Annotated in this window: 24 protein-coding genes; 10 read left to right on the forward strand and 14 right to left on the reverse strand. The window is 42.4% G+C overall.

Going from position 1 to position 26,124, the window contains the following annotated elements; all coding sequences use genetic code 11:
* Nucleotides 1-200: 200 nt before the first annotated feature.
* The 8 genes from AAGA51_RS06685 to AAGA51_RS06720 all read left to right on the forward strand — a co-directional run bounded on the left by AAGA51_RS06685 (nucleotide 201) and on the right by AAGA51_RS06720 (nucleotide 7,346).
* Nucleotides 201-656, forward strand: a complete 456-nt coding sequence (locus tag AAGA51_RS06685; protein ID WP_042488574.1) for a GNAT family N-acetyltransferase — start codon at nucleotides 201-203, stop codon at nucleotides 654-656.
* Between the two features lie 108 nt (nucleotides 657-764).
* Nucleotides 765-1,835, forward strand: coding sequence for an AarF/UbiB family protein (locus AAGA51_RS06690; RefSeq protein ID WP_010438861.1), 1,071 nt, complete (start codon nucleotides 765-767; stop codon nucleotides 1,833-1,835).
* Nucleotides 1,836-1,963: 128 nt separating this feature from the next.
* Nucleotides 1,964-3,649: a bifunctional diguanylate cyclase/phosphodiesterase gene (locus AAGA51_RS06695; protein WP_042488567.1), complete on the forward strand. Its 1,686-nt coding sequence runs from the start codon at nucleotides 1,964-1,966 to the stop codon at nucleotides 3,647-3,649.
* Nucleotides 3,630-3,986: a hypothetical protein gene (locus AAGA51_RS06700; protein WP_042488564.1), complete on the forward strand. Its 357-nt coding sequence runs from the start codon at nucleotides 3,630-3,632 to the stop codon at nucleotides 3,984-3,986. The genes AAGA51_RS06695 and AAGA51_RS06700 overlap by 20 nt, the downstream gene beginning before the upstream one ends.
* A gap of 130 nt (nucleotides 3,987-4,116) precedes the next feature.
* On the forward strand, nucleotides 4,117-4,263 hold the full coding sequence (locus AAGA51_RS06705) for a hypothetical protein (RefSeq protein ID WP_156102070.1): 147 nt from the start codon (nucleotides 4,117-4,119) through the stop codon (nucleotides 4,261-4,263).
* A gap of 179 nt (nucleotides 4,264-4,442) precedes the next feature.
* A complete protein-coding gene (locus AAGA51_RS06710) occupies nucleotides 4,443-6,350 on the forward strand; it encodes a methyl-accepting chemotaxis protein (protein ID WP_042488561.1) in 1,908 nt (635 codons plus the stop codon).
* 51 nt (nucleotides 6,351-6,401) lie between these two features.
* A complete protein-coding gene (locus tag AAGA51_RS06715; protein ID WP_042488559.1) occupies nucleotides 6,402-6,713 on the forward strand; it encodes an EAL domain-containing protein in 312 nt (103 codons plus the stop codon).
* A 108-nt stretch (nucleotides 6,714-6,821) separates the two neighbouring features.
* Entirely contained in the window at nucleotides 6,822-7,346 is a 525-nt protein-coding gene (locus tag AAGA51_RS06720) for a hypothetical protein (protein ID WP_042488555.1), read from the forward strand.
* A gap of 190 nt (nucleotides 7,347-7,536) precedes the next feature.
* Here AAGA51_RS06720 and AAGA51_RS06725 read toward each other — a convergent pair whose 3' ends face one another.
* From AAGA51_RS06725 to AAGA51_RS06775, 11 genes are all read right to left on the reverse strand, one after another.
* Nucleotides 7,537-7,764, reverse strand: coding sequence for a hypothetical protein (locus AAGA51_RS06725; RefSeq protein WP_042488553.1), 228 nt, complete (start codon nucleotides 7,762-7,764; stop codon nucleotides 7,537-7,539).
* A 47-nt stretch (nucleotides 7,765-7,811) separates the two neighbouring features.
* Complete coding sequence (locus tag AAGA51_RS06730; protein WP_042488550.1) at nucleotides 7,812-8,180, reverse strand: hypothetical protein; 369 nt, start codon at nucleotides 8,178-8,180, stop codon at nucleotides 7,812-7,814.
* Between the two features lie 30 nt (nucleotides 8,181-8,210).
* A complete protein-coding gene (locus AAGA51_RS06735) occupies nucleotides 8,211-8,945 on the reverse strand; it encodes a WYL domain-containing protein (protein ID WP_042488548.1) in 735 nt (244 codons plus the stop codon).
* A gap of 138 nt (nucleotides 8,946-9,083) precedes the next feature.
* Nucleotides 9,084-9,260 carry a hypothetical protein gene (locus tag AAGA51_RS06740; protein ID WP_139284400.1) on the reverse strand — a complete coding sequence of 59 codons (177 nt, stop codon included), beginning with the start codon at nucleotides 9,258-9,260 and terminating at the stop codon, nucleotides 9,084-9,086.
* 3 nt (nucleotides 9,261-9,263) lie between these two features.
* Complete coding sequence (locus AAGA51_RS06745) at nucleotides 9,264-9,707, reverse strand: DUF2787 domain-containing protein (RefSeq protein ID WP_042488542.1); 444 nt, start codon at nucleotides 9,705-9,707, stop codon at nucleotides 9,264-9,266.
* 51 nt (nucleotides 9,708-9,758) lie between these two features.
* Nucleotides 9,759-10,196 (reverse strand): DUF2787 domain-containing protein, encoded by a 438-nt coding sequence (locus tag AAGA51_RS06750; protein ID WP_042488539.1) that lies wholly within the window; start codon nucleotides 10,194-10,196, stop codon nucleotides 9,759-9,761.
* Nucleotides 10,193-10,666, reverse strand: coding sequence for a RadC family protein (gene radC / locus AAGA51_RS06755; RefSeq protein WP_042488537.1), 474 nt, complete (start codon nucleotides 10,664-10,666; stop codon nucleotides 10,193-10,195). The genes AAGA51_RS06750 and radC overlap by 4 nt, the downstream gene beginning before the upstream one ends.
* Nucleotides 10,667-10,980: 314 nt before the next feature.
* Nucleotides 10,981-12,222 carry an ISL3 family transposase gene (locus tag AAGA51_RS06760; protein WP_425304593.1) on the reverse strand — a complete coding sequence of 414 codons (1,242 nt, stop codon included), beginning with the start codon at nucleotides 12,220-12,222 and terminating at the stop codon, nucleotides 10,981-10,983.
* A gap of 221 nt (nucleotides 12,223-12,443) precedes the next feature.
* Nucleotides 12,444-15,590: an isoleucine--tRNA ligase gene (gene ileS, locus AAGA51_RS06765; protein ID WP_042488532.1), complete on the reverse strand. Its 3,147-nt coding sequence runs from the start codon at nucleotides 15,588-15,590 to the stop codon at nucleotides 12,444-12,446.
* A 447-nt stretch (nucleotides 15,591-16,037) separates the two neighbouring features.
* The gene (ltrA, locus tag AAGA51_RS06770) at nucleotides 16,038-17,510 is read right to left on the reverse strand and encodes a group II intron reverse transcriptase/maturase (protein WP_042488528.1); all 1,473 of its coding nucleotides are present in this window, start codon (nucleotides 17,508-17,510) and stop codon (nucleotides 16,038-16,040) included.
* 802 nt (nucleotides 17,511-18,312) lie between these two features.
* Nucleotides 18,313-19,344 carry an IS110 family transposase gene (locus AAGA51_RS06775; protein WP_042490479.1) on the reverse strand — a complete coding sequence of 344 codons (1,032 nt, stop codon included), beginning with the start codon at nucleotides 19,342-19,344 and terminating at the stop codon, nucleotides 18,313-18,315.
* Between the two features lie 328 nt (nucleotides 19,345-19,672).
* Between AAGA51_RS06775 and AAGA51_RS06780 the strand changes: the two genes are divergently transcribed.
* Nucleotides 19,673-21,811 carry a DEAD/DEAH box helicase gene (locus AAGA51_RS06780; protein ID WP_167828625.1) on the forward strand — a complete coding sequence of 713 codons (2,139 nt, stop codon included), beginning with the start codon at nucleotides 19,673-19,675 and terminating at the stop codon, nucleotides 21,809-21,811.
* Complete coding sequence (locus AAGA51_RS06785) at nucleotides 21,812-22,549, forward strand: DUF2290 domain-containing protein (protein WP_042490372.1); 738 nt, start codon at nucleotides 21,812-21,814, stop codon at nucleotides 22,547-22,549.
* Nucleotides 22,550-22,794: 245 nt separating this feature from the next.
* On the opposite strand, the gene AAGA51_RS06790 is transcribed toward AAGA51_RS06785, so the two are convergent.
* The 3 genes from AAGA51_RS06790 to AAGA51_RS06800 all read right to left on the reverse strand — a co-directional run bounded on the left by AAGA51_RS06790 (nucleotide 22,795) and on the right by AAGA51_RS06800 (nucleotide 26,093).
* Nucleotides 22,795-23,712 (reverse strand): LysR substrate-binding domain-containing protein, encoded by a 918-nt coding sequence (locus tag AAGA51_RS06790; protein WP_042490374.1) that lies wholly within the window; start codon nucleotides 23,710-23,712, stop codon nucleotides 22,795-22,797.
* A 421-nt stretch (nucleotides 23,713-24,133) separates the two neighbouring features.
* Nucleotides 24,134-25,284 (reverse strand): IS3 family transposase gene (locus AAGA51_RS06795; protein ID WP_156102094.1). Its coding sequence is split into 2 segments (ribosomal slippage): nucleotides 24,134-25,047 and nucleotides 25,047-25,284, totalling 1,152 coding nucleotides; the frame shifts between segments, so codons are not numbered across the junction.
* A gap of 158 nt (nucleotides 25,285-25,442) precedes the next feature.
* Nucleotides 25,443-26,093 (reverse strand): DMT family transporter, encoded by a 651-nt coding sequence (locus AAGA51_RS06800; protein WP_052404650.1) that lies wholly within the window; start codon nucleotides 26,091-26,093, stop codon nucleotides 25,443-25,445.
* Nucleotides 26,094-26,124: the final 31 nt, after the last annotated feature.

The raw sequence follows: 26,124 nt of genomic DNA on the forward strand, positions 1-26,124 counted from the left end.
GGATTTTGAGTCAAGTGGAGATGGAGCGGTTGAGTATTATGTATCAAGGTTGCGCTAGAAATTGATGCGTAATTTATTGATTTATAGCAAACATTCAGCTTCAGACGACCACGTGTGACGGACTTTTGAGGTGCCCAAGAACATTGGATATAGATGAAATGTGATGTTTAGTGGCAAGGCAGAGCAATAGGGAGATAGCTATGGTTCGTTTTCGTAAAGCTAAGCAAGAAGATCTGACGTGTTTAGTGCACTTGCTCGCTGACGATCCGTTAGGTCGTGATAGAGAAGATACTACCCAACCGCTAGATGAACAATATAAGCAAGCGTTTCAAAGCATATTGAGTGATGCGCAAAATCAAATGATTGTCGCGGAACTTGATGATGAGATCGTCGGAATGTGCCAATTGACGTTCATTCCTTATTTGACCCATAAGAGAGGATGGCGATGTTTGATTGAAGGCGTCAGAGTGAAAGCGACAGTAAGAGGGCAGGGAGTTGGAACCACATTGATTAACTATGCGCTCGATCTCGCGAAGGCATCAAACTGCATTATGGTCCAGTTGACCAGTGATAAATCTCGCCCTGACGCTATCGCCTTTTATCAACGTTTAGGGTTTAGAGACAGCCACGAAGGCCTCAAACTACTCATCGGATAGCATGTCGCCTACTCCGGTTTCCTACACCTCATTTTTCTATCGCAAAGATGAAGACGGATAAGTTCCATCTTGTAGGCTTCAACTATCTAGGACATGAAGGAAAACCAAATGAATGCTCGTCACGTAAAGCAACAGTTATTTGAAGAGAGTGGTCAGAATCTTATTGTTGGAAGAGTCATTGACTGTCCCATTGAACCTAAGCATTTAGCACAAACGACAGCTGATTCCCCTTATGTTATCGAGGCTTTTGACAGCGGTTTGACGGCGGAAGTCTATAGAGTTCGTTTTGACAATAAGGACTTTACTCTAAAGAAGAAGCGTCAAAGTGCAAAGGTGCAAAACTTAGATGGTCAATTTTCTTTTCTTAATGAGGTTCAGCGGCGTCAGGACTTTCAGAAGTTAAAAGCAGAGCGTTCTCTTGATGGAATTGTGAATACCGTTTATGCCGACTATCGATTAGGGATCATCTTATCTGAATGGATAGAAGGTGCGCCAATCCAAAACCTAACGACTGAAATACTCCAGCAACTGTTTTCGACTTTGATGATGTGTGAACAAAACGGATTGTTCGAGTGGGACTTATGCTCTGGCAATTTGTTAGTTGACCATCATCAACAACTTAAATTGTTCGATTTTGGTTACATGTATGAGTTTGACCCGAGACAGGCATTTAATAGTAACGGAACGAATGATCCGCTATTTAACTTCTGTGAACGGTTTGAGACGCGTTTCTTATCTGGATGGTTACTCGAGAAGGAGTATACCCAGGATAAGGCCCTCACTTTGTTTAGGGAGGTCAAACAGACCGCACTAAAAGCCATAGAGGATAAATTAACTTGGCTTGATGGGAACGGTGGCGAGTCTCATATCATCGAATACTATCGTGGTATCCAGAGAGAGTTCAGCGAGGCCATTACTAACCAATCAGTACTTGAACGGTGTTTCTTGACAACCATGTTCCGCTCTCATGTGCTTGATATTGAAGACGATCTGGAAGGAAAAAGTTGCACAGCCTTAACACTCAAGCGTATTGATGTCGTTCAAGTGATTCTCAATCATCATTTTCCACTGCTTGAAAGCTACGGTGCCCTATTTTATCAGAATGAAGGAGCCTCGCAGGAAGAGTTGCGCCTTCGATATGAACAGAAGTGGAAGCTAGCGGAAAGCTATCAGTTGTAAAACAGAAGTTGGAGCTATTAAGCGAATATTGGGTATTTATTGCAAGAGTTGCTTAAAGCAACACATCGATTGACTAGGCGCTAATCCTAGCAACATGGAATAGTTGGTTCTTGAATAGGTAAATGAAAATGGACAAACAGACTTTACCGCAATTACTGCTCAGTCTTTTAGATACCGCGAGTGAAGGTTTGTGGTTTATGGGCGATGATAATGTTGTTCATTTCTACAACAGTACTTTCTATCAGCAGTTTAATCTCCCTTCTGAGAGTCCATCATTAGAAGACTGGTTGGAATTGGTTCACCCACAAGATCGAACTCAACTAGTGAAGGAAGTCGAGTTATATCAAAAGTATCATACGACTTCTCGCGTAAAAACGCGTTATCGTGTGAAAAATTTGTCAGGTCGCTACCTTTGGATTGAAGTAACGGGGGTACGTGCAGAGTATAATGGTGGATTCGCCATGGTTGGCTCTCACAAGGATGTCTCTGATGAGGTGTTCCTTAATCAGTATCTGACTCATATGGCCAATCATGATAGTGAAACAGGATTATTCAACCGCCATTACTTCTTGCAAAGCTTTCCTCGCTTTAAAGAAAAAGGATGGCTTTTTGTGTGTTGTCTTACTCAATTACAACAGTTTCAACGTAGGGTTGGCAATGATGCATCTGGAGCACTGTCTTCTACTTTAGTTTCCACATTAGATCATGTCTTTTCGTTGAAATACGGGCTTTATCGTATTAGCGCTGATGTATTTGTTGTTCAAATAGATGAAAAACTGGATGCAGCGTTAGTGCTAGAGCTGATGAATCAAATAGAATCGGAATTCCAAAGCCAAGTCCAAGTTAAAGGATGCAATGTAACTATAACCAGTCGAATTGGGATAGGAGCTTTACCTGTTCCCGTTATCAACCCAGAAAATCCGCTAGAACAAGTTTTTAACCTTTCGGAATATACCCGCCTGGTAAACTCTCCAGTGAGTTATACCGATGATTCTCAGCGTAATATCGACAGGCATTTTGAAATACAAGACGCATTGGAGGAAGCTATTGAATTACATCAGATTACTATTGCCCTTCAACCTATTGTTGAAGCCTTATCGGGAAATATAATCAGTTTTGAGGCGCTAGCTCGTTGGAATCATCCTGTGTTGGGCCATATTTCACCTATAGAGTTTATCCCTATCGCAGAAAAGCAAGGGTATATTCATGCGTTAGGAATATTGGTCTTAACGCGTGCTTGTCAATACCTTGCAACGTTTGATGAGACTTATGTAGCAAGGCCCCTAATCAATGTAAATGTTTCAGCACATCAGCTTCTTAAAGACAGCTTTGTGGATGATGTACTTGATGTTGCAACGCAAGCTGGTGTGTCCCCTAGTCGTATTGTGTTGGAAGTGACAGAGTCATATTTGCTTGATGAAAATCCCACGATAAATAGAACTCTAAATGTGCTCCATACTCATGGTTTTAAGTTGTCGATAGACGATTTTGGATCAGGGATGAGTGCTGTTACTAGCTTATTTCGTCTTCCACTCTATCAAGTCAAACTGGATAGAGCTCTGATTAATGAGGCGATGCGATTGGATGCATGCATGAAGTTAATTACTCATTTGTGTGAGTTTGGTCGGTCACACAATATCAGTCTGGTTGCGGAAGGAGTTGAGACATCGGCGATGTTTAAGACATTAACCGGGGTAGGTGTACCGTACCTTCAAGGGTATTTTCTTTACAAGCCTTGCTCGCCTGAGGTGTGGTTGGAAAAGCGCGCTAGTTTAAGACTTAGGGAGGGTACGAATGTTAAATTACACCTGTAAGTTATGCACTTTTGAATCAACGGTTGATGTACAAGAAACGGTCCCGTTTCAGATTGAGCATGGAGTATGCGAGTTTTGTATGGATGATGTCCATCACACGTTAAAAGCGAGCCATCAGTTCAACAAAGTTGAGCTTCACTTGAGAATCAATTTGCGTAAGCTCAGGTACAATTTACAGCGAGTGACACGCCATGACAAAGAAGTGAGTTCGGTGCTTGATGTCGTTCAATCAGAGGTGAGTGCCATTGAGCATGAGTTGGGGGAGTTGATGTCAGATTATCCTTCGATTGCTGAAGTGTTATCGGAATATCGAAGTTTATTATGCGTGTATAAGTAGCGAACAGGTAGCAACACATGGTCATTGCGGAGTTTAGTGTTATTCGGGCTCGTTGAGCGTGAGCGAGCCAAATTTAATCAGAAGAATACAAGAGCATATCAACTTGGGGAGGTGTCAAGAGCTGTTTTTGATGCTTGTTATACTTTTACTCGGAGAGTCTGCGCGTAGAAGTGTGGGCGGAAAGGCTGACTCTACTTTGATGGAGTTGAAAGAGCTTTATGAACTGGGCAACTGTTTGGTCATGTTAAGCCATGGTGTGAACTTGCGAATTGTATAAAAACGACCCGTAATTGTTGGTCACGAGGAAATACTACACTTCGCGATTAAGCCAATGTTATGAGGTTAGTCAGACACATACATACAGCCTCTGAATTAATGTGCTTTCAAAACGATATAGCACAATTAGGAACAATTATTTAGCGGTTTTTTATTAGGTGCTATTAGGACGAAGGAATTATGGAAAAAGGATTTTTCGGGTTTAAAGGGATATTGCTGGGCGCCATGGCTTGTTTGCTAACAACGGCCCTTATTGTAAGCGCTTGGATTGGCTATAGTGATACTCGCGAAATCGTCGTGGAAAATGTGGAGCGTTATTTTACTGACTATACACGACAACAAGCGATGGCCGCAGAGAGCTATTTTGGACAGAAGACACGCAGTATCAGTAAAGTGGCGAAACATTATAAGGCTCAGCCTTTTCCTGAAAACTATATTGAACAGACTAAGTTACTTGCTAATGCCATGGATATAGACAGTGTCGTGATATCACTTGACAATGGTGATGCGTACTGGAATCAAACAGCCAACACATGGCCAAACCACAAATATAATGGCGATGTTACGAAACGTGAGTGGTACCAACTGGCTCAAAGGAAATCACAGGTCTCTGTAACAGAACCGTATGTTGCTTCTGATGGTGTAATTTGGATTAGTTTTGTTGAAAAGACATACGACGGCACGATTTCTTCTGACTTGACTCTGGATTTTCTAAACCAGATTGTCAATCGAGTGAGTGATATACCCGGCGCGGTTGCTGTTATGATGGATAGTGAGACGACGATACTTGCTTCATCTTCACCCGTCATTAAAAATGGCGAAAAGGCAAGGGACCTTAATGGATTCAGGGATACTGCGCTGAATGCTGTAAGAATGCATTCCGGTGTTCAGTCTTACGAACTGGATGGCCAAGAAAAGCTGTTCTTTTCTCACAGATTCCAAGTAGCGGATAAAACATGGTACCTAGGTGTAGGGGTTGATGAAGCAATCGCATTCCAAGAGTTAGGAGAGTTGGAAACTAACCTTACTCTCAGTGTCGCGATTAGCATCCTGTCTGCACTCATTGTTTTGTCATTGCTCTTCCATCGCTTATACCAACCGGTCCTAGCTCTTAGGGATGTCATAGAGGACCTCGCCAAGGGGAATGGCGATTTAACCAATCGGATCCCAGTAACCTCAAGCGATGACCTTGGACGGATAGCAGTTGGTATCAATGGGTTTATCGCACAGTTGCAGTCAATGTTCCTAGAGGTTAAAACTTTGTCCAAGGAGCTTGAAAGCCGCATTGGCACGCTTGCAACTCAATCCCAACAGAGCGCTCTGCGCCTCACAGAACATGCTTCCGAAACCGAGCAAATTGCCGCTGCAATTGAAGAGATGAACGCCACTGCGGAAGCGGTTGCTCAGAGTGCTGCGACAACCGCACAACTGACACAGAAAGCAGAAGAGTTGGGGCGTGACGCTTCTCAGAGTATTGACCAGTCAAAAACAAACATGAGTTCATTGCGTCGAGAGGTTGATGTGGCCGTCGAGCGTGTAGAAGAGATGAATGGTAAATCACAAGGTATCCACTCTATTTTAACGGTCATCAGTGATATTGCTGAGCAGACTAATCTGCTAGCCTTGAATGCGGCCATCGAAGCCGCTAGGGCGGGTGAGCAAGGACGGGGATTTGCAGTTGTGGCGGATGAAGTTAGAAATCTCGCGGGACGAACAAAATGCAGTACAGAGGAAATTGAGCAAGCGTTAAATGAGCTGTTAAACAGCAGTCGTACGATGGTTGATTCAATGGAAAGTACCAAAGTGTGTTGCCAAGAGGCTGACTCTAGCACTAATGCCTTGGAAAGGAATGTTTCCCATGTTGCAGAGTTGGTAACACACATTAATGACGCGAGCATGCAAATAGCAACATCGGCTGAAGAGCAGAGCAGCGTTACACAGGAAATTGGTCGTAACATCACCCAAATTAACGATATCGTGAATGCACTTAAATCTTCGGGTGTAGAAATTGAAGAGGAAACACTCAGACTAGTAGAAGTGAATCAGCAATTGAGCGCGTTGATGGCGAAGTTTAAAGTTGAGCAGTAGAAGGTGTAAATCTTAGCAATCGAAGAAGCGTCGATTGATTTGAAGTGAGTAGTGCTGACGTTTGGAGACCTAATAAGTTTTGAGGTGTTGGCTTGGTGGGAGCACCCTGAGTTGGGGGCGATTTCACCTGCAGAATTCAATCTCATTGCCGAACGGTTAGGGTATATACATGCATTGGGCTTGCTAGTTCTAGAGTATGCTTGCCAGTACTTGGTTATGTTTGATTCCACACTCAATGCGAGACCTTTAGTCAATGTGAATGTGTCGGCGCATCAATTGCTGAAGGCGAGCTTTGTTGATGATGTGTGTGAGGTTGTCGCTCGTTTGGGGCAAGCATATATATATCGAAGACTTGGTAACTAACACCGAACTTCATTCTCGTTGAGTGGGTAAGTTTCTTCTCGATTGGTTTCAATCATTTGTTGATGTAGCTAAGCAGATTTTAATTATTAAGGTTATAGGAATAAGCTTTTGGAAAACTTAGGTAAAGAGTTGTATGAAGAATATGCGTTGATCAGTAAGCGGTATCTTAAAAAATGGTGGCATAAAGTACCTAGTTTTTTACAGAGAACTTTTGGCAACGGAGATCATTATTCTCAGTTGCTTAAAATGGAACAAGTGATAGTTCATGATACTAAGCTATTTGCTTCATCAAAGCTTAAGGCTGGTAATGGGCTAAACAAAGAGTGTATTAACGAGATTGTAGTGGCTTATAAAAACACTAGAGAGAGGTTGGTTAGTCGCTCAAATTATCTAACTCTATTAGCCGCTAGTTTTGGCTTAATTTCTGCTGTTACTGGAATGTCGCTAAAGTTGGAGGTTGCTTCAGGCATCTTTCCTAGTCTGTTTACTTTATTCTTGTTTATTCCGCTTTTTTTGCTTTTAGTTGAACGGAGTAAATTGAATGAGCATGCAGCATTGGCTCAAGAATTGGTCAATATACTTGAACTAGTTAAAAGTGATCTTGATTCTGAACCACAAAAAGAGGTTGGGTAATTTGAAGAGATGGTTAAGTTAAGTATATCTAAGTCAACAAGTTAAGGCTGATTTGCAACATCTGGGTATTGTCACTAGATCCTAGTTTTATGTTTATAGAGATGATAAGGATAGGTTAGCTGAGAAGCAAAAAAAAAGGGGAGCAATCAGGCTCCCCATTGTCATTTTTTACCGTCGCTGGTGGTAGGTATTACTTTTCTTTGACTGCTTCACAGCCTTTAGGCACGGTGATGGTCGATACATCCTTGCCTTCCTGCTGCGCCGCTTTCACATCCATTTTGTATTGAGTACATTTGCCCACACTGACGTTGACTGCATTCGAATCTACGGATGGGTTACCGCCCAGTGTTCCACCAGCAAAGGCGGAAGAGGCTGAGAAAGCTAACGCTGCTGTGATGAGTAGAGATGACTTGTTCATAGTTGATCCTTACGAGTTGGTTGAGTGTGTTATTTGGGAATTGAAAGTTAGAAGGTGTAGACAAAGGTGCCTGCGCTGGAGGTGACTTCGATTTCTTTCACGCTGTCCACAGTGCAGTTGTTGCTGTATCCGGTGTAGGTTTGGCCGAACTGCAATGAAACGTTTCTTGATAGCTCTGAGGTTGTGCCTGCGGGTAATCGGCAGTTGCCACGGTTAATCACTACATCGCTTATCACGGTGTTATCGGTAATGGCTTGTAGGTCAAAGACCAATGTTCCCCAGTGAGGGTTAGCTGATATCGACACTTCAATATCTGCTGTTGCCGCTTGAGTCTCTTCTTGATCGCCACAAGCGGTGAGTCCAATAAACAGCAAGCTCATAGCGGCGTATCGGAGTAGAGTGTTGATTAATGTCATAACGGTGCTCTCCTTATCGGTGAGTGAAATTCAGGGTGTACTGATTCCATCGTGTTCACGCATGAACCGCTCAAGATTGAAATCAGTCGGATAGGTAAAAGAAAACGTCGATACACTGGCCTCATCAATCAAGGGCAAGGCTAGGGTGCGTATCGTGTGTTGACCGGATAATCGAAAGAGCAGCAAGAGCGCGTCACACTGAACCGAGAGTCCCAGTGGCTCAATGAGCGCCTTCTCTTGCTGCAATACTTGGCTAGATATCTTGAGCATACGGTTGTGCAGTAATGCCGTGTGTACCGCATTCAACACTTGCCGTTGCTCGTCGCTCCACTCACGAATAGTGGGCAAAGCTACATGTACTTTGGCTAACCATGCTTGCTCTTTTGAATGTGCTGAACCCTTGTGTGACAAGGGTTTGTCTCTCTCCGAGGAGGACCCTTGCCCATGATTCAGTGCATCAGGAACCAGCGGCAGTAAGTACTTGTCGGTCAGTTGAGAATAGAGCATTTCCTGCTTGTTGAGCTTCAGTAATTGCTCTGAGGTTTTCCGGTAAACATGGGGCATGCTCATCGAATCACACTCCACGTTAAACACGTCCACAATGATGTCATCGAGGTAGCGTTTAATGCTGCGCGTGGTGCGGTGGATATCGAGTAGGGCTAACTGCTGCTGCAACTCCCTAACGGTGATCCATCGATGTTGAGGAATAAGCATCAGCGTGTGCAGCAAAGCGGATAACCCTTCAATGCTGGTTTTATTGCTCATGCCTACGCTCTCAATACATCAAAGCTCCACACCGGAGTCGGACATTTAATGTCGGGAGAATAGAGGTGGGTCAGACACATAATGTCCAACGGTGAAAACAGCATCAATCGGCATCACTAAAGCGTGAGCCGATTAACATTAACGAGGCTTATGCTTATCACTGAGCTCTGCAATCGCTGCCAATAACCCAATCACCAGCACCACCAGAAACCCTAAAGTGGATAGGGCACCAATGGCACCGAAGAACGGAGAAAGTGAGAACAACGTAATGAGGGCAGTGACAAGTTTGATGGTTTGTAGAAGAAGGGAAGTCATGAGTTATTGCGGGGTGACGGCTATCTCGTTGTAAGCGTCCATATCGACATAGGCAAGAAAGTTATTCTCCCATAGCCGATACAGCTCTTTGGCATCACGGCTACCTTGCATCGGTAGCCAGCCACGATAGGCCACAAAGAACTGCCCAACTCGAAAATCAAAATCCAAGTTTCGCTCTAACTCTGGGTAGTAGTTGCCCATATAAGCAAAGTCGGTGATGTACTCAATGCTCCATTCTCCTGTTGAGGTTTGGCAAATCGCCATCTCAACCGGATGAAAACCGCCTTCATCCGCGCTGTAACTTTTATCGCGAAAATTAAACACCAGATAACGGCTGGTGGTCAGTGCTTCATTACTCAGCAAATGAGCGGTGAACTGTTCACTTAACAGCTTATGTAGTTTCTTGGACACAGGTAGTGATGATGCTGTGAAGGTTAATTTGGACATAGTGAGTCCTCCTTGTTTCAGGATTCAAATAAGAAATGAGAGAGTGAGAATTTAGTGGAACGTACCGACCATCGTCAGTTGCACGTCATCAAAGACGTTTCTGGAAAGGTGACGAGCAAAGGCTTTCATCCATACCGAGAGCAGCTCTTGTACCTCTGGATGGGATAAATCCGTGCTTCCTACATCGGGTTGATAGCACCAGTGATTAGCAAGGTGAAAGTACAACTCAGGCTCAACGGTTGTGCTGTTGTCATCGGGATAAGAGAAGCTGGCAAAGAACACCACCAACCAAGGACTAGAGGCTGACTCACGTTTAAGTTGCACCTCAACGGGATGCAAACCTTGTCGATGTCGGTAGTAACTCAGTTGGCGGCAGTTCAGCACGAGTCGTTCAGCGTTCTCTGGGAGAGTGTATCGATTCAAAAGTGTTTCCAGTGACACATGTAATACATCATCAATAGAAAGCTCACCATAATGTTGACCAATCATAACCACCCCCTTTCAGCAAATGAGGTGCAGGTATCGCCTGTCACGATATGGTCGAGAACGCGGACATCCACCAGCGCTAAAGCGTCCTTGAGTCTTTCGGTTATGCGCCTATCGGCTTGAGACTGTGTTGAGTCACCGGATGGATGGTTGTGCGCAAATATCACCGCTGCTGCATTTATTTCTAATACCGCTTTCACCACTTCTCGTGGGTAGACACTGGCCGCATCCACCGTTCCTTGAAACAGCTCTTTAAACTCAATCAGTCGGTTTTGGTTATCCAGTAGCAATAAGGCAAACACTTCACGCTCATGGCTGCCTAGCTTACAGCGCACATACTCTTTGGTGGCATCAGGGTTGGTGAGGGCGTCACCACGCACGTAGCGTGTCGCCAGTATCTCAGCGGCATGCTCTAGGATTTCATTTTCCTGATAGCGTTGCTGCTTTTGGTAATCGGAAGTTTTGGGATTCATTTCAGGCTCCTGTCGAAATCAATAGTGGTTATTCACATTGATGACATATACCTGAAGATTTTTTGGTTTAGGGTGAAGGGCTATGGTAGGCAAGTAGAAGGAGGTAGCGAGCTCATAATGAGAGCATATGGGTTGTTAGTTTTAAGGAGGAAAACTGATGGCGTTAGAATGAGAAAGGGTAGGACAGAATCGCGTGTGATCACAATTTATTGAGTCGTTACTCTAAATGATTTATGCCCCAAACCTTCTTATCCCCAACGAACTGACCACCTAGCCAGTACAGCAGTAGACCAAATTAATCGGTTCTTCTCCGGTTACATGAGCTTGACAGATGGATAAAAGATTGAGGATGTCTCTGGGACAGAGATTTGTTTAATCTTCAATTTAAAATATTCAGTATCTCTTATCCCTCTGGCTCTTTTCCTCAACATACCAATCGATACATTTCCAGCTTCAATTGCGGCACTGGTTAAATGGTAAGTTGCGTAGTTACAGATCCCTTTTTTATGTCGCTGAAGTGTCCCAACAAAGCTTTGTAAACTCAGTATTCCTGACTGCATTGCCAGGTGGCACCATTGCTCAAGCTTATGTTCCATTTCTAGGTAGTTCGTGCTGTTCCAGATTTGTTGAAGCTGTTCCTTCATCATGTAGATAAAACAAAGGTGTTTGTTGGATTCTAGCAACTCATCGAGCTTATCTGATTGTGAAGAAGACAGTTTTCCTGCGTTCTTTAGTAGTAAAAACAGAGAGCCTTTTATCAGTTTTTTGTCTTTGTGATTTTCGGCTTTTTTAAATTCAAATGAACGCTCTTTCCGTATTATCTTGCTATATAGCTGCATGACATGAAAACGGTCAAAGACGATATCTGCATTGGGTAGATGCTCTGTGACCGCTTTTATGTAGGAATCGCCCATATCCATAGCTACAGCTTTAATTTGTTCAGCGGTTGCTCGAGATAACTGCGTTAAAAAACGACTTAATGTATCGCTTGTCCTTCCATGTTCAACCCATATCAAGCGACCTGTATTCATATCGTAAACCACCGTCATATAATCATGCCCTTTAGCTCTAGCGACTTCATCAACACCGATATGAGTCAATCCAGTAAGCAGCGCCGGGTCACTGGGAGGCAACGTCCGATTCAATAACGCTTTATCGATATTTTTGACGGTTTCCCATCGCAAACCAAAATGTTTTGCTATTACGCTAATCGGCATATGACGGCATAACCCGCTAATCTGGTGACAGAAGCGTTTTGAGTATCGAACACCTTTCTCAACAAATTCACTTTCCTCAATAAGTCGAACGCCGTCAGTATTTCTGGTTTGAGCTAATTCAATATGAACACGACATTGGAGACCACTAATCGGTAAGTCATGAATAATTCGAGTGAGATAGGTATTAACTGTACTCCGCTGTAGGGAGTTTGGCGTTTTGACTGAAAATCGACGGTCTCTACGGCAGAAAACATCAATAGACTGAGAATGAGTATCGAGTTTAACAGAGCGAATAACCTGTCCATCGATACGTGAAAGACCAGAAATAGAATAAGTCAAAATACAGCTCTAACATACCAACTATAAATATATTAATAATCAGTATGATAGAGATTGATGTACATGGGAATCAGACTCATCAAAGCGGAGAAGAGCCAATTAATCTAATCTGTACGTTGGGAACTTATACAGAAGCTTTCCGTAGTTCTACCTCGAAATTCTCTATCGATTCATTGAAAGGCGGCGTTATTGCAAACGCCGCACTTTTCCGGTTGTAGACGCTAGTCAACTTTGATTTTTGCGACTGAAATACTGACTACTCCCATCTCTAAAACGTACTGTTCACCTGTATTTGTAGGTAACTGAAAATCCACATGTGTAGCTAAAGTCTCTGTCTGCAAATATCTTAAGTACTTTTCTATCCAATGTCTTACGTGATCTGATGTGTTCATAGACACCGAAATCTTATCCGTCACACCAAAACCGGAGGACTTTCTCAGTTTCTGAATACGGCTCACAACTTCTCGAATCATCCCTTCTGCAACCAACTCTTCTGTGAGGTTAGGTTCAAACTCCATAGAGATATAACGGTTAGAAACCGCATTTACCCCCTCCTTCGCCTTTCTGTAGATGACAATTTCTTCTTCGGAAAAGCGTTGTCCATCAATTTCCAGAAACCCAACTTGCTGAAGTTGAACAATATCAGTCGGTACAAGGTTAGCAATCAGATTGGCATAGTGTTTCATTTGCTTACCCAGACGTTTGCCCAGTGCTGGAAAGTTTGCCTTCGCGTAAAGGTCGATAAATTTTCCTTCCTCTGTACTAAAACTTAAGGACTTAAAGTTAAGCTCCGCTTTTATGTAATCAGACAAACGTCGAATGTCATCCAGCACTATTTTATCTCGGTGCAGCACCGTTGCCTGGCTCAAAGGTGTTTTTAGCTTTACTTTAATATCATTTCTCATTTGTCGGCCCATGATAATCAAATGTTGAAAACTCTGAACACTTGTCTCGAGATCGGGCACCCTGAGCTCCTCGATTGTGTGAGGATAACGACGCAAATGCACCGACAATGGTCGCTGCGCATTCTCGTCATACTCTTTAAGCTGTTGATAAATGAACTCCGACAAGAAAGGGGCAAACGGTGCCATTAACGTCGTAAACGTGTCTAGACAATAATAAAGGGTGGCGTAAGCGCTCTCTTTGTCCTTATTCATTTTAGGTTGCCAGTAACGCGAACGGTTCAGACGAATATACCAGTTGGTTAAATCTTCCAAAAACTCAAACAAAGGTGGTACCACTTCATACAAATGGTACGCCTGCATTTCAGCGTTCACTTTTTCTTTCAAACTTTCCAAACGAGAAACAATCCACTGATCAAGTACGTTGTTTCTCGGCGCGGAGCCTTCGACTTTCCATCCGTCGATATCAGCATAGGTTTTAAAGAACTTAAATCCGTTATACCAAGGGAGCAGTACCTGTCTCACCATTTCCTGAACGCCTTTATCAGAAAATTTCTGTTCCTCGGCTTTTACCAGACCAGAATTGATTAGGTACAATCGCAACGCATCGGCACCGTACTGTTCCATTAGGATATCGGGAGCTGTGTAGTTTTTTAGCCGTTTAGACATTTTCTTACCGTCTTCCGCCATCACAATGCCGTTAACAATGACATTGGTGAAAGCGGGTTTACCGAACAGACACTCGCTTAACACTTGTAAGGTATAGAACCATCCTCGAGTCTGATCTACCCCTTCAGCGATAAACGATGCAGGAAAACTTGCTTCAAACTCTTGCTTGTTCTCGAATGGATAATGAACCTGCGCATAGGGCATTGAGCCTGACTCAAACCAACAATCAAAGACTTCCGGTATCCTACGATATACACCATCCTCTCCGGCTAAAGTAAAAGTTAAATGGTCGATATGATCCCTATGCAAGTCTTCAATTTGAGCCCCGGTTAAAGACGTCAGCTCTTCGATAGATCCAACACAGTATGGTTTTTCTGTAACATCATTTATCCAGATAGGCAGTGGCGTCCCCCAATATCGATTTCTTGAAACCGCCCAATCAATCGCATTTTCCAGCCATTTGCCCATTCGACCCTGCTGAATATGTTCTGGCACCCATTTGATCTGGTTGTTGTTTTTAACAAGTTTGCCTCTCAGTTGGGTTACACCGATATACCATGAAGGCACTGTTCGATAGATGATTGGTGTATCAGAGCGAGGGCAAAAGGGATAACTGTGCATTAACGTGTCATGCCGATACAACAGACCTCGTTCCTTAATGGTCTGAATTATCGATTTATCAGCATCTTTTACATAAACGTTGGCAAAATCACTCACTTCCCCAGTAAAGCGACCTCGGCTATCCAGCGGACATACACTAGCCTCGACACCGTTTTCACGGCAGACTCGTTGATCTTCCTCACCAAAAGCGGGGGCGATATGGACAATACCAGTACCACTTTCCTGCGATACAAAAGTATCCGCGAGGACTTTAAACGCACCTTTGGCTTTGTTCTGTACAAAGTAAGGAAAGATAGGCGTATAGGATTTACCTGCAAGATCTGAACCCTTAGTGGTAGCGAGCACTTCGACTGAATGTCCTTTAGAAAAACTCTCTAATAACTCTTTAGCAATCCAAAACCTTTTACCTACAGACTGGTCGAACACCTTAACGTAATCAAAGTCAGGATTTACGCAGAGAGCAAGATTTGAAGGTAAGGTCCAAGGTGTTGTCGTCCATGCTGCGAGATAACCATCTTCGTCTTCTAGTTTAAACAGTACCGAAATTGCGGGGTCTTGCACATCTTTGTAGTTCGATGTTGCCTCAAAGTTTGATAACACGGTTTCGAGTTCTGTTGAGTAGGCGACAACCTTTTCTCCCTGATAAACCAAACCTTTATCCCACAGCTGCTTAAACACCCACCATACGGATTCCATATACCAGGGTTCCAGAGTTCGATAGTCATTATCGAAATCTACCCAACGGCCTAGGCGGGTTATTGTTTTTTCCCACTCCTGTGTATACCGTTGAACGATACCACGGCATTCGTCGTTATATTTAGCGATACCAAACTTCTCTACCGCTTCCTTAGCCGACATCCCCAATGATTTGTCTATCTCATGCTCGATAGGAAGACCATGACAATCCCAGCCAAATCGCCTTTCAACGTAATGTCCAAGCATGGTTTGATAGCGAGGGATTATGTCTTTGATAGTGGAAGCAACTAAATGGCCGTGGTGGGGTAACCCTGTAGCAAAGGGAGGACCATCGTAAAATACGAACTTAGGTTTATCTTTTGACTGCTCCAGAGATGCCTGGAATACGCTGTACGTTTCCCAGAATTGCAGCATGTCATGCTCAGCATCCACAAAAGAAAAACTTGTTGATGGAGATGCCTGTTTTTGTTTAGAACTCATATTTACCTCTTAACTTAAGATCCTAAGAGGTAAGTACAAAAAACCCGCCTCTTAGGCGGGTCTTAAAATTTAGTTGCACTAACTATCCCACCATTTCTTAAGAAATGATGATAATAATTCGTTGGAAGTTAGGCGTCATATTCATAAATACAGGTTCGCACTTGCCGCTTTGTTTGTCAATCAGTGTATAAGTGAATTGGTCCACATTCATGTCTGTTTAGCGCATGGTTTGCAATATCAGAAGAGGTGAACCGAACAGTCAGATTGTGTTTTAGTTTGTAACTCGGTTTTGTCCATCTTCGAGCCAGCTAAATCGATCGGTGCTGGCTCATTTATGTCGAGTAGACGACACCTGTTACCAAGTGTCGCCTCTCTAAGAACCCAGCGTGCAACTTTCACCGCACTAGGCTCAAGCCTTCACGAAGGCACCGATTGGCACCCAGCAACTTACAAAGCAGCGAGAGCAGGCTCATACCAAGAGTTACGGTATTGCCTCTTTGACTTTCTCTTTGCCAAGTATTCTTGGTATTGAGGGTCAAAAGGCGTTGCGGCACTCCTGATTTTCACATGTCTTTCTATTGGCACCTTAGCTATTTGAAACAGATTGAACTGGCAATCCATATTCATGATCTTCTGCCAACCGTGAAATTGCCATTGACCTTGACGGTTGATGAAGTATTTAAGGGCGATCCAAGTTCTAGATTTAGTCGGATGACGCCTTTTAACCCAGTGCCATAACGCATGGAATAGCTTGTGACCTACATATCCGAATATCTGTTTAGCAACACAGTGTCGATAGTAATTCGACCAGCCCCTGAGTTTCGGATTTATCAATTTAATTAGATCGTTAACGGGGATGGTTGCGTGCTTCTTGATGAGTTCGCGCAAGTTACTCAAGAGCATCAGAGTGTTGGTTTTGCTCGGTTTAATGAGCAGTTTTCCTTTGTACTTCCTATGATTAAAGCCTAGAAAGTCAAAACCACGGCTGATGTGGGTAATGTGCGTTTTCTCTTCGGAGAGTGTTAAGCCTCTTTCCGCTAAGAACTCAGCAATCAACGGTTTGATATCGTTCTCCAGCACCTCCTTTGAGGCACAGGTGACGACGAAATCATCGGCGTATCCAATAAAGTTGGCTCTCGCACCCTTTTTGAGGGCGGTAGATTTTATGCGCTGTTCTAGACCTGCAAGTGTCATCAACATCAGAGTGGGAGATATAATCCCACCCTGCGGTGTACCCTCGTCGGTATGGTAGAACAGCCCTTTATCTATAAAGCCAGATTTCAGCCATTGTTCCAGCATCCGTTTGTCTGCTGGTATGTTTTCGATAAGCCATTGATGACCAATTTTATCGAAACAGGCTTTAATATCTCCCTCAAGCACCCATTGTGCGGATTTCCTTTGACTTAAACAGATAAAACACTGTGCAATTGCATCAGCAGTGCTTCGATTAGGTCGGAAGCCGTAGCTATTAGGATCGGCGATAGTTTCAGATATTGGTTCTAGTGCAAGAAGGTGGAGCGCTTGTTGCGCTCTGTCGATCATGCAGGGGATACCCAGTGGTCTGAGCTTGCCGTTTTTCTTGGGGATGTAGATACGCTTAAGCGGTTTGGCTTGATAAGCTTTTCTGCTCAATTGATTGACAGCTTTCATGCGGCGCGTATCTGTATTCCAGATAACGCCGTCAATTCCAGGCGTTTTACTGCCTTTATTTTGTGATACCCGCTTAACAGCAAGAAGCTTTGCTGAACGCGAGTGAGTCAGTATCCATTGCAATGCTTTCGCTTTGCCGTGTTTACCTTCTCGTGTTGCCTTTGCAATACGCATCTGGAGCTTTAATACATGGGATTCTACGACTTTCCAATTTATGGATTGCCATTGAGCACTGTCAGGAGTGGCACTAATCTCTTTTGAAATCATCATTTGCTTATCTCCTTGAATAAAGTTCTTCAAATTCTCTTGCAACGGAAGACCAGTCGGAAGTCAGCTCACTTTCGTGCCAGATAGGGATCTGTATCTGCATCGTTACAATACAGCCTTCGCTTTTTCCGACATCCTCTACCTGCATCACTATCGGCCACAGAGGCTTTCCCAGAGGGAGCGATACAGGCTTACCGTGTTCCGTATGTCGCGCAATGTCAGTTTAGATGCCCGCTATGGTGCGGAGAGTTCAACGATCACGAAAGAGCATGGGGCAATCTCTTTCCGATTCTCACGCCTTTTGGCTACAGCGTGTTAACCACTTCCGCTGTTTCATCACATAACGCACCTTGAGCGGATTCACTTATGTTCATCATGTTGACTACCTAGCACTCACCCGATTTGTGGTTATCAGGAGGATCGTCCTCTCACGATTTCAACCCCGATTGGCAAATGCCAATCTTCGTTACATTGTCAGAGCCGCTACTTTATTCAGGCTCCTAGGTTCATCTGGTGATACAGATGGTTCACACATCAAGCGGTGAACAGCGCTTCATACGACTTCACGTCGCACGCCCCATTGTGTATATGGAATCCACGTATTTACAAAGTGATTTGGCAAATAAAGAGTTAAGATGCGTACGTATATTCGGTTTCTTGTGAAGGAGCGACCTTCTAACCTTTGATGTTTGCGCACCTACTGTCCTCATCGAGTTTACAGCTTGTTAAGCATGACAGAATGGTCAGGTTTTCAGTAGGTTGGTCTTACCTTTTATGCATCATCATTTCGTAAAATTTGGTTTAATTAATTGGTTAGCAATATTGGCTTATATTTAGTTTCGTAACGAAGTATTGCCCATGCTGTTCGGACTATTTTATTGGCGAGTGCAATACAGGCTTTCTTGTACCCAATGCGTTTGATGATTTTAGCTAGCCAAGCGTCTTTTTGAGTTTTAGGTGTTTCTGGCAGTCGGCCAACGTAGGACATCGCCCCAAGATAAAGTAAAGAACGTAATTCTTTAACCCCTCCGCATTTATCAATTCCTATCATAAACACTTTTCCGCCCGAGCTATGTTGCTTAGGTGTCAGTCCAACGAATGCTGAAGCTTGTCTTCCATTTTTGAACTGCTTGCCATCGCCAAGAGTGGTGTAAAGCATCGCTGCTGTTGTCTCGCCAACCCCTTCGATTTCCATTAATCTTTGGCATGGTTCAATCTGGCGAGTTAAGGCATTTTTCTCTTTTTCAAATTCAATTAATTTAGACTTGAGTAGTTTGTATTGTTCCCACAACATGGCAAGAACAGAAACCACATTAGCTGGTATTGGAGTTTCACCATCTAACACGGATTGAATGGAGGCTTTTAATCCTTTTTCGCCTCTTGGGTTTGCTATCCCGTAGCCCAAGATCGTTCCTCTGATATGCTGCCCAAGTGATACGACACTACGAGATAAAAAGCGTCGACTGCTTTCCAAAGAGTGCATAGCTTGTTGTTCTAATGTTTTAGGTCGGCTGTATTTTATACCAATTTGTATAGCTGCATTAGCAATGGCAAGAGCATCATTGTGGTCGGTTTTATGGCCTTCTAAGTAGCCTTTTACTTTCTTGGGATTAATAATTCTGACCTCATGACCACATTTCTCAGCTAACTGTCCCCAATAATGGCAGCCACAACAACCTTCCATCGCAACGATAGATGGTTTCGTTGTAGTAAGAAACTCTTTTGCTTTTTGTCGGCTTAAAGCTCGATTAAAAAGTAACTCGCCATGAACGCTGATATGGCAGATTTGAAGGACGTTTTTAGCTAAGTCGATAGCAATAACATTGTTGGTCAGCATGTTGGAACCCTCGGGTATTTATCTCATCCTGCTAAGTTTAGATTGGCAGGGGAAGAGTGGATTCCATACATCAAGTTATGAATGCAAGCTTATACATCGATGATTTGGTCACTTTGATATACAAATAGTAATGAATGGCAAAAGGAAAGACCTGCCCCCGTTAGCGTAGGATGTGAATTTGTGCGCGTTTTGTGGTAAGCCTTACATACCACCTTTATTTTTCTTCAGTAATCTGAAACGGGTCTCTAGTTTAGTTAGTTGTAGTAGCCGAGATGGTAGCTAGTCTGTATTATTATTAAAAACCGTACATAACAAGGTCTTAATGGCGATGGAAACAGTAATTACTTCGAAGCACTTTGAAAGTGTACCACTGGCAAAGTTAGTAGTTGATCACCTGAAAGCTAATAGCGAAGCTTTGGGTTTAGATCAGGCTATTGTTTACTTTGGATTTCCGAAGTTTTATGGATACGAATCTGATGTGATGAAAACATCTGACTTAGTAATACTAAGTCAACAACATGGTGTGTTAGCACTGCGCTTCAGTGAGTTTGACGGTACTGTTTCCTCGGAAAAAATAGATGAAGAGTGGGATGAATACAGAAGTCTAATATTTTCAAATCTATACGAAAGTAAACTTCTTCGTACTAAGAAAAAGAGAACACAAGAACTCAGTATTGGCTTCGACGCCTTTTTTTATACAGAGTCAATAGCAGGCTTAGACTGTGATGAAGACCTTTTTATTACTTCTATTACAGAGCTTACTGATACTCTAGTCATTATGAGAGAGGAGCTTGGTACACCTATCTCGGAAGATAAGTTCAATGAGTGCCGAGCTATATTGGAGGGCACTAAAGCACTGTCTTCGGATCAACAAAGGAATGTTGATGACGGTGACAAAACCACTAAAGCGTTTACTTTGATGAAGCTTGAAGAAGAGATTAAAACCTTCGATATTCGTCAAAGAAATAGTGCGGTCACTATTATTGATGGTCCTCAACGGATTCGTGGGCTAGCTGGTTCAGGGAAAACGGTTGTGTTGGCGATGAAAGCTGCTCATATCCATATGGAATACCCTGAGAAGAAAATTCTTTTTACGTTTTTCACCAAGAGCCTATATGTACATGTAAAAAACCTAATTACACGTTTTTATAGGCATTATAAAAAGGTTGATCCCAATTGGGACAACTTACAAATTAAGCATGCTTGGGGTGGTAGTGGTATAGATGGAGTTTACTACTCAGCATGTAATGATAACGGCATTCCAATAGTGAGTTTTCCTCAGGCTAAAGCGCAGTTACCGAGCAACCCTTTTGAGTATGTTTGTTCAGATGCTATAGCTAGCAATAAGCTTAGAGCTGTGTATGACTATGTACTAATGGATGAGGCTCAGGATATGACGCTGTCATTTTTCCGCCTTGTCTACCAAATCACTAAAGGGGATCGAGATACAAAAAATATTATCTGGGGATACGATGAGTTACAAAATATCTTTAAGGTAAAAACTAGATCACCTAAAGAGCTATTTGGTCAGGACAGAGATGGTGAAGATTACATTGATCTTCAAAGAGCTGGGCGTCATTTACCTGAATATTTAGACAACGATATTGTTCTTACTAAGTGTTACCGCAATCCTCGAGAGGTTCTTATCGCCGCTCACGCATTGGGTTTCGGTTTGTATCGAAAAGATGGATGTCCCGTTCAGAACTTAGAAGATAAGGCTCACTGGGAGGATGTCGGTTATGATGTTATTAAAGGAGACTTCGAGATTGGTAGTGAGATAATTCTAGAGCGCCCAAGTAAAAATAGTCCGCTGTCGATATCAGCTTATGAGCCACTAGACGAACTTATTAAATACCAATCTTTTCAGAACCTTAATCAAGAGTCAGACTGGGTTGTCGATAATATTCGCTCTTTACTATCCGATGGATTGAAGGCGGAAGATATAATGATCATCGCATTGGATGACCGCAATGCTCGTAGTTATTTTAAAGCAATTCAAAGTCGATTGTTCACACACGGCATTTCGTCGAATAATGTATTACTAAATCCTTATAGTTCGAAGTCATTTATCGAAAAAGGGCAAGTGACGATGTCGACAATTCATCGTGCTAAGGGAAATGAAGCCCCTGCTGTACTTGTTATAGGCATTGATTCTCTGTACTGGACCGAAGGTAGTCATTACTCGAGAAATAGAATCTTTACAGCCTTTACTAGAGCAAAAGCTTGGCTAAGAGTCAGCGGCATCGGTTCTAGAGCTGAATTGTTTTTTGATGAACTACGGATGTCACTCACGAAGGCGCCTCATTTAGAGTTTGTGCAGCCAGACCCTAAACACATCGAGACGCTTCAACGAGACTTATCTGAAAAAAGCCAAAAATTAAAAGAACTCCAACGAAACTATCGTGAACAGCTTGAACTTTTAGGCGTCAGTGAAGAAGAAAAAGTAGACTTCCTAAAGGGGATCTAAATGAAGCAGAAAAACTTCGATAGTGGGATTGTTCGTGCCATGGCTATATGCACTAAGCTAGGTTTAGAGCCTAAAATGGTCTCTCCCGTAAGTCTAAAGGTTTGCAATGGCTTCAATAAGGTAGCCTTAATGAGTCGTTCGACACACGAAGAGATTTATTTCGCAGGACTAAACGAAGGATATTATAACTTTATTCTAAGTGATTTTTCGTACTTTCAGTTTTCGTTTCGAGAGCTAAAGCCTGACCCGAAGAAGCCTAAGCTATCCTATCCATATGAACTTCGAATGGCTTTTTATCCAAACCCTATGAACTCTAATACATATTCTGATGAGCCAGACTCTCCGACGGACTTGCTACAAACCTACCATCAATATTATCTAGAGGATGAATGGTCATTCGAAGAATATACTCAAGCCCTTTGTGAGCTGAGAGCGAATATTACAACTCCTATATTACGCTACGACCTTAGTGAGCATCAGCATAAAAGGGTCAACCATCCTATTGCTCATATCCATTTAGGCGTTAATAACAGCTCTAGAATTGCAACCAATAAAGTGTTTACTCCAGAACTATTTACTACGTTCGTGTTGAGTAATTTTTATCGAACAAATTGGGAGTTATTGAGTGGTAGCGATTTTAAACTTGATCAAGAGTACAAAAGAGCAAAAACGGACTGCGCAACTATTAAGTCAGATTTCTATTGTGATGTGCAGCGCGGAGCTTTAAATATTATTTGAGGGGGGGGCACTCATGTCACGATATCTTATTGAAGGTGTATAATATCGATCTTGCTTTGGGGTAGGTTTTGCCATATTTAAGTTAATCCATCTTCTGCTAATTTAGCAAAGGTACTGGCACATTTCTGTCCATCTTCGAGCTAGCTGATTTGGCTAGCTCAGATCTGCCCCATTCCTTTTTGCGGTGCTCTTTGCTCTCATTTTATTTAGTAGTTTGATCAAATTAAAGTAATGTTACGAAGTGGCTACTGAATCGGTGGTAAATCTCGCGATTGGAAGCTTAATTCTTTTAGTAACCAAGATTTAAACGCATTAATTCTTAGAATTCGTGAAGAAGAAGGGTCACTAATTACAGAATAGCGAATTCCGGGATTTAGCCCTATATTGAATGGCTTGACTAATAGACCTCGTTCAACAAAGTCTGCCGAAATACTTTCAGTTGCTAGACATGCTCCATGTCCAGCAACTACAGCGTTGATTGCCATATCAAAGGTACTGACTTCCATCCATTGAATACCTTCTCTTTTCGCACTTACGTTTGCATAAACAAACCATTGCTCCCAACTGAAAGATGCAGAGTGGAAATCAATCAACCAGCAGTTGAGGAGTTGCTCAGGACTATCGAACTTCATAGATTCTGCTAGCTGTGGAGAGCAATAAGGATAAATGTTTTCTTCAAATAGTGTCTCTTGATCTAAATCTAGATGCTTTACATTTTCATCTCCTTGCCAGATCAATACATCAGTTTCAGTGTGTCGAATATCGATTTCCTTAACCGTTTGTACGCGAATCGGTACGTGTGGGAATTCCATCGTGAATTTCCACAACCTAGGCATTAACCAACGCGTGGAGAATGAACGAGGAGCACTGACGTTCAGTACTCCTTCGAGTGGTTCATTTTGAATTCGATTTAGTCCAGTGATGATGTTTTTAAAACCGTCATTGACATGACTTTGGAGTATTTTTCCCTTATCTGTCAGATGCATTTCACGTCCGCGACGGATGAATAATTTACATCCCAAACGGTCTTCAAGTTGCCGTAGTTTTTGGCTTATAGCTGCTTGTGTGACATACAATTCTTCGGCAGCTTTACTATAGCTTTTATGTCGAGAAGCAGATTCGAAAAAACGAAGTGCCGAAAGATAACGTAGTCGATTGTCCATAAGCTGTAATTATAGTTCCTGTAATTAATCGTTGTTCGTAACGGAAGTTGTTTCCCTTGATAATAACTGCATCTAATCAGTAATCAAGAATAAGACGATGCTGTTAACTATTCTTAATAAGAAAAACTATATTTTTAAAGCTATGAAATTAAAGCTATTTATTATGATTTTTGATAAGAGATGCAATAAGGTTACTGCTATGAACACTCATCTTAGAAAAGATGTTGGCCTATGTCCTGAAGAGAGGGATAATCGGCATTATTCAAGGTTTTTATAATATGAACTAATTGGTAGTTTAGTGACGGTTCAGATGGCATCGTTAGTCTAATCGTTGACTACGGGCTTGTACTAACCAATACAATTGATAAGTGGAGATATGCTAAATATGGAAGTTATTATTGATGACTGAATAGCCACCGAGTCAGTAGACACTAGTTAGTCTTCTCTCATATTGCTTCTCATACTCTACAGGCGACAATTGATTATTGGAACCGTGCCTGCGTTTTACGTTGTAGAACATCTCAATATATTCAAAGATATCCATGCGAGCATCTTCCCGTGTAGAGTAAATTTTTCGTTTAACTCGCTCTCTTTTTAGTAGCTGGAAAAAACTTTCTGCCACAGCATTATCGTGACAATTACCTCGACAGCTCATACTGGCTTCCAGTCCATGTTGCTTTAAGAACTTGTTCCAGTCATGGCTCGTATACCGACTGCCTTGATCTGAATGTACGAGCACCTTTTGGCTTGGAGAACGGCGCCATATAGCCATTAAAAGCGCATCCAAAACCAACTCTTTAGTTATTCGACTTTTCATCGACCAACCAATCACTCTTCTAGAAAAAAGGTCAACAACAACGGCAAGATACAACCAACCTTCATGTGTTTTTATATAAGTAATATCGGTCACCCACGATTGGTTTGGAGCCGTTGGATTGAACTCTCTGGCTAATTTGTTAGCCGAAATGATATGCTCAGTACCCGCTTTAGCTCTGGGTTTACGATACCCGCGTTGTGACTGTAAGCCTTCTCGTTTCATCAAGCGATGTACTTGGTTGATTCCACAGAATTCCCCTTCATCTCGTAGGTCACTGTATATCTTCCGATAGCCATAAACCCCACCTGATTCCAGCCAAAACTGTTTAATAAGTCCGAGAAGATACTTACGCCGTTTCTCTTGTTTGCTGTCAGGGTGTTTTAGCCAGGCATAAAAACCACTTGGATGAACCCCAAGGATTTTACACATCCGTCGAACAGGCCAAACTGACTGGTTGGCTTTGATAAAGGCGTACCTCAGTCGGACTGGCTTGCGAAGTACACCGCGGCTTTTCTTAATATATCCCGCTCTTCGGTAACTCTTTGCAGTTCTTTCCGAAGCCTACGAATTTCGGCACTTTCATCAGATTGAGCTTGGTGTTGGGAGGAGTCGGGACCGTAGCGCTTTACCCAAGCATAAAGACTATGGGTAGTCGTCCCTAAGCGGTTGGCAACATCAGCCACACTATGACCTTTTTCCGTGACCTGTTTTACCGCTTCAATTTTAAATTCTTCTGGATATCTTTTGCTGCTCATAAGCACCTCTCTGTTAGTCATTTTGTCTAACTAAAAGGTGTCTATCAAGTCGGTGGCTATTCATATAATTATGGCTGTTATAGGCCTCAAGAATTCTAGTGAGCTAGATATGCATATAGGTAGTTTTTTAACGCCATTAAATCATAGTGAATATGAAATTAATGCACCAAAAAAATCAAATATAAATAACCATAGATATTTTTAGCTTCGAAATTTGTAGGGTAAGTGTCAAAGAATGGAGATATAAACAATAAAGCTAGTCCTCCAAGGGCTAGTTGATAACCAGTAAAAGCATAAATATTAATTTTAGTGGACCATTCTCTCGAAAGAAATGTGCCAAGTGACATTGACAAAGAGCCAATTATAGCAGCAGATACTCCAACAGTATTTACTTCCAGAGAATTATTTATAAACGTTAGAGATATGCCAAGTATAGATAAAATAATAAATATTAAATTTCTTCTACTTACTGTATCCCCCTTGAGTACGAATGCGATTAGTAAAATGATGATTGGTTGAAATGAACCTATTAGTGTAGCAAGCCCACCAGGTAAGTGGTATGCGGAAATGAATAACATGCTTTGGAAAAGTGAAATATTTAAAATAGAAAGTACGAGTAGTCTTTTTAAACTATTTCTATCAACTTTACGGCCAAACAACGACAGTAAAACTATGCCTGCAGGTAAGCATCGTATGGCTGCGTTGAGAAATGGCTGATTAGGTGGCAGAAATTCAGTGGTTAGAAAATATGTGGTACCCAAAATAATGGGAGCTATAGCTGTTAATAGTGTGATGCTTAATGTGTTCATAGGTTATGAGTTTTATTTAACATATCGCTCT

The organism is Vibrio diazotrophicus, from assembly GCF_038452265.1.
In the GTDB taxonomy this organism is placed as follows: Bacteria; Pseudomonadota; Gammaproteobacteria; order Enterobacterales; family Vibrionaceae; genus Vibrio; species Vibrio diazotrophicus.

Excerpts from the sequence above, each read along its gene's own strand:
- AAGA51_RS06780 (WP_167828625.1), top strand. The coding sequence starts at position 19,673 with ATGGAAACAGTAATTACTTCGAAGCACTTTGAAAGTGTACCACTGGCA.
- AAGA51_RS06685 (WP_042488574.1), top strand. The coding sequence starts at position 201 with ATGGTTCGTTTTCGTAAAGCTAAGCAAGAAGATCTGACGTGTTTAGTG.
- AAGA51_RS06730 (WP_042488550.1), bottom strand. The coding sequence starts at position 8,180 with ATGACATTAATCAACACTCTACTCCGATACGCCGCTATGAGCTTGCTG.
- AAGA51_RS06690 (WP_010438861.1), top strand. The coding sequence starts at position 765 with ATGAATGCTCGTCACGTAAAGCAACAGTTATTTGAAGAGAGTGGTCAG.
- AAGA51_RS06800 (WP_052404650.1), bottom strand. The coding sequence starts at position 26,093 with ATGAACACATTAAGCATCACACTATTAACAGCTATAGCTCCCATTATT.
- AAGA51_RS06735 (WP_042488548.1), bottom strand. The coding sequence starts at position 8,945 with ATGAGCAATAAAACCAGCATTGAAGGGTTATCCGCTTTGCTGCACACG.
- AAGA51_RS06705 (WP_156102070.1), top strand. The coding sequence starts at position 4,117 with ATGCTTGTTATACTTTTACTCGGAGAGTCTGCGCGTAGAAGTGTGGGC.
- radC (WP_042488537.1), bottom strand. The coding sequence starts at position 10,666 with ATGAATCCCAAAACTTCCGATTACCAAAAGCAGCAACGCTATCAGGAA.
- AAGA51_RS06775 (WP_042490479.1), bottom strand. The coding sequence starts at position 19,344 with ATGCTGACCAACAATGTTATTGCTATCGACTTAGCTAAAAACGTCCTT.
- AAGA51_RS06750 (WP_042488539.1), bottom strand. The coding sequence starts at position 10,196 with ATGATTGGTCAACATTATGGTGAGCTTTCTATTGATGATGTATTACAT.
- AAGA51_RS06745 (WP_042488542.1), bottom strand. The coding sequence starts at position 9,707 with ATGTCCAAATTAACCTTCACAGCATCATCACTACCTGTGTCCAAGAAA.
- AAGA51_RS06725 (WP_042488553.1), bottom strand. The coding sequence starts at position 7,764 with ATGAACAAGTCATCTCTACTCATCACAGCAGCGTTAGCTTTCTCAGCC.
- AAGA51_RS06785 (WP_042490372.1), top strand. The coding sequence starts at position 21,812 with ATGAAGCAGAAAAACTTCGATAGTGGGATTGTTCGTGCCATGGCTATA.
- AAGA51_RS06710 (WP_042488561.1), top strand. The coding sequence starts at position 4,443 with ATGGAAAAAGGATTTTTCGGGTTTAAAGGGATATTGCTGGGCGCCATG.
- AAGA51_RS06740 (WP_139284400.1), bottom strand. The coding sequence starts at position 9,260 with ATGACTTCCCTTCTTCTACAAACCATCAAACTTGTCACTGCCCTCATT.
- ltrA (WP_042488528.1), bottom strand. The coding sequence starts at position 17,510 with ATGATGATTTCAAAAGAGATTAGTGCCACTCCTGACAGTGCTCAATGG.
- ileS (WP_042488532.1), bottom strand. The coding sequence starts at position 15,590 with ATGAGTTCTAAACAAAAACAGGCATCTCCATCAACAAGTTTTTCTTTT.
- AAGA51_RS06790 (WP_042490374.1), bottom strand. The coding sequence starts at position 23,712 with ATGGACAATCGACTACGTTATCTTTCGGCACTTCGTTTTTTCGAATCT.
- AAGA51_RS06700 (WP_042488564.1), top strand. The coding sequence starts at position 3,630 with ATGTTAAATTACACCTGTAAGTTATGCACTTTTGAATCAACGGTTGAT.
- AAGA51_RS06695 (WP_042488567.1), top strand. The coding sequence starts at position 1,964 with ATGGACAAACAGACTTTACCGCAATTACTGCTCAGTCTTTTAGATACC.